Raw genomic sequence first — 2,582 nt, 5'->3', positions numbered from 1 at the left:
CCGCCGCTCTCGGCGGGCGTGCCGCGGCCGACGAATTCCACCTGCACGCGTCCAGCCTGGTCCGCATCGGTCAGCGGCGGCAGCCAGCGCACGAACGCCACCCACAGCAGGAACACCGCGAACAGCAGATGCAGCAGCAGGCTGAGCAGCACGGCGATGCGCCGCCACCAGCGCTGGTCGTACGGCGCCGGATCCCAGTGCTGCCACCACAGCCGGCGGAACGCCTGCCACAGCGGCAAGGCCGGCAGGCGCAGGGTCGCAGGCGGCTGCGCCGACGGCATCGCCGCGATCAGTTCGGGGGCCGCGAACGGCCGCGGCAGCGCAGGCTGCGCCGCGATCCAGTGCGCCCATGCATACGGCAGGCCGGTGCGGCGATCGCGCAGCAGCTTGCGCGGCGTGCGCGCCAACAACACATCGAGGATGTCGGCGGCGCGCGTCACCGGCAGCGAAACGTCAGGCGGCCGAATCGCGCGGGATGTAGGGAGCGCTGCCGCTGTCGTGGTCGGTGGCGTCGCGCACCGCGGTCACCCCCGGCACGCGGCCCATCAGCGTCTTCTCGATGCCCTGCTTCAAGGTCACGTCGGCCATGCCGCAGCCGTGGCAGCCGCCGCCGAAGCGCAGCAGCACCACGCCATCGGCGGAGACTTCCTGCACCGCCACGCGGCCGCCGTGCTGGGCCAGCTGCGGATTGACCTCGTTCTCCACCACCCAGCGCACCCGCTCCACCAGCGAGGCCGCCTCGCCCGGGGCTTCGCCCTTGATCTTCGGCGCCTTGATGGTGAGCTGCTGGCCGGTGCCCTGGGTGACGTAGTCGATTTCGGCGCCGTCGAGCCAGCCGACGCTGTCGGCCGCCACGTACAGGGTGAAACCGGCGCAGTCGATCGCCCATTCGTCGCCGGCCAGGTCCGCCGGCTCGGCGAACTCCAGTCGCGCATCGGCGCGCGGGGTGCCGGCATCGACCGCGCTCAGGCGCACGCCCATGCCGGGCACGGCCTCGCGTTCGAGCAGCTTGCGGAAATGGGCCTGTGCGTTGTCTGAGATCTGGATCATGCGGGTATTCTAGACCCTTCCACGCCCTGCGCTCATCGCGGGCGGTATCTTGACCGGCCCTGTCCGTTCCACCGCCGAGACCTTCCATGAACGACCTGATCCCGCTCGCCCAGGCCCATTGCTCGCCCTGCAAGGGCAGCGAATACAGACTGACCCAGGCGCGCCTGGCCGAACTGCTGCCGCAGGTGCCCGGCTGGGAAGTGGTCGAGAACGGCAACGCGATCAGCCGCACCTTCCGCTTCCCCGACTATTACCGCACCCTGGCCTTCGTCAACGCGCTGGCCTGGATCGCGCACCGCGAAGACCACCACCCGGACCTGGGCGTGCACTACGACCGCGTGGTGGTGCGCTATTCCACCCACGACGTCGGTGGCCTCAGCGAGAACGACTTCATCTGCGCCGCCAAGGCGTCCGCTCTTCCGGAATGACCCACATGACCGTTGCCGCCCGCCGTCTGCTCCCCCTGGCCTGCCTGAGCGCCGTGCTGCTCAGCGCCTGCGGCCAATCCCAGCAATCCCAGCAACACACCGTGACCCAGCCGCCGACCGAGGTCGCCGCGGTGAAGACACCGCCGCCGGACTACCCGATCGACGTGGCCTGCGCCGGCATCGGCGGCACCGTGGTGCTGAAGGTGGTGGTCGGCGTGCAGGGCAAGCCCACCGAAGTCGACGTGGTCACCGGCAGCGGCCAGGCCAAGCTCGACGCCTCGGCGCAGCAAGCCGTGCGCGGCTGGACCTTCAATCCCGCTACCCGCAACGGCCAAGCAGTGCCGTGGACCATCCAGGTACCGGTCAACTTCAATCCGCCGCAGCCGCGCCCGGACCGTTGCTTCGCGCTGGACGCGCAGGCGCACAAGGCCGGCTGAGCCACGGGCGCGCACCGCGCGCCTTCACGCGACACCCGCACCACGCCGGGTCTGATCGACGCCTCTTCCTCGGAGCCGCCGGCGTATGCTGGAGATCCCGCTGCACAATGTCCTGGTCGCGCTCGCCGTGACCCTCGGCGCCGGCCTGGCCACCGGCCTGGGCAGCGTGCTGGTGTTGTTCAGCAAGGGACCCAATCCGCGCCTGCTCGCCTTCGGCCTGGCGTTCTCCGCCGGCGCCATGGTGTACGTATCGCTGACCGAAATCCTCGGCAAGTCGATCGCCGCCTTCAGCGAGGCCTTCGATCCGCGCCTGGGCCAGGCCTATGCCACCCTGGCGTTCCTGGCCGGCATGGTGCTGATCGTGGCCATCGACCGGCTGGTACCCAATCCGCACGAAAGCCTCAACAGCCGCGATCCGCTGTTCCGCGACGACAACCGCGCCTACGTCAAGCGCGTCGGCCTGCTCACCGCGGTGGCGATCACCGCGCACAACTTTCCGGAGGGTCTGGCCACCTTCTTCGCGACGCTGGAGAGTCCGGCGGTGGGCATGCCGCTGGCCTTCGCCATCGCCGTGCACAACATCCCCGAGGGCATCGCCATCGCAGTGCCGGTGCATTACGCCACCGGGCGCAAGTCCTATGCCTTCGCCGCCAGCCTGCTGTCCGGC

At 70.2% G+C, this 2,582-nt stretch carries 4 protein-coding genes and 1 pseudogene; 3 read left to right on the top strand and 2 right to left on the bottom strand.

Features of this window, described 5'->3' with window-relative positions; genetic code table 11:
* Positions 1-440: pseudogene (locus D180_RS22540) on the bottom strand (hypothetical protein); the annotation flags it as partial.
* Positions 441-453: 13 nt separating this feature from the next.
* Complete coding sequence (locus D180_RS11950; protein ID WP_010343876.1) at positions 454-1,050, bottom strand: NfuA family Fe-S biogenesis protein; 597 nt, start codon at positions 1,048-1,050, stop codon at positions 454-456.
* An 86-nt stretch (positions 1,051-1,136) separates the two neighbouring features.
* Between D180_RS11950 and D180_RS11945 the strand changes: the two genes are divergently transcribed.
* The 3 genes from D180_RS11945 to D180_RS11935 form a co-directional block, all read left to right on the top strand.
* Complete coding sequence (locus D180_RS11945; protein ID WP_017910810.1) at positions 1,137-1,478, top strand: 4a-hydroxytetrahydrobiopterin dehydratase; 342 nt, start codon at positions 1,137-1,139, stop codon at positions 1,476-1,478.
* A gap of 5 nt (positions 1,479-1,483) precedes the next feature.
* On the top strand, positions 1,484-1,915 hold the full coding sequence (locus tag D180_RS11940; RefSeq protein ID WP_043090883.1) for an energy transducer TonB: 432 nt from the start codon (positions 1,484-1,486) through the stop codon (positions 1,913-1,915).
* Positions 1,916-2,000: 85 nt separating this feature from the next.
* On the top strand, positions 2,001-2,582 hold a 582-nt coding region (locus tag D180_RS11935), incomplete at its 3' end, for a ZIP family metal transporter (RefSeq protein ID WP_017912977.1).

The organism is Xanthomonas sp. SHU 166 (assembly GCF_000364685.1).
Lineage (GTDB): Bacteria > Pseudomonadota > Gammaproteobacteria > Xanthomonadales > Xanthomonadaceae > Xanthomonas_A > Xanthomonas_A sontii.
This window is presented reverse-complemented; position numbering and strand designations above follow the sequence as displayed.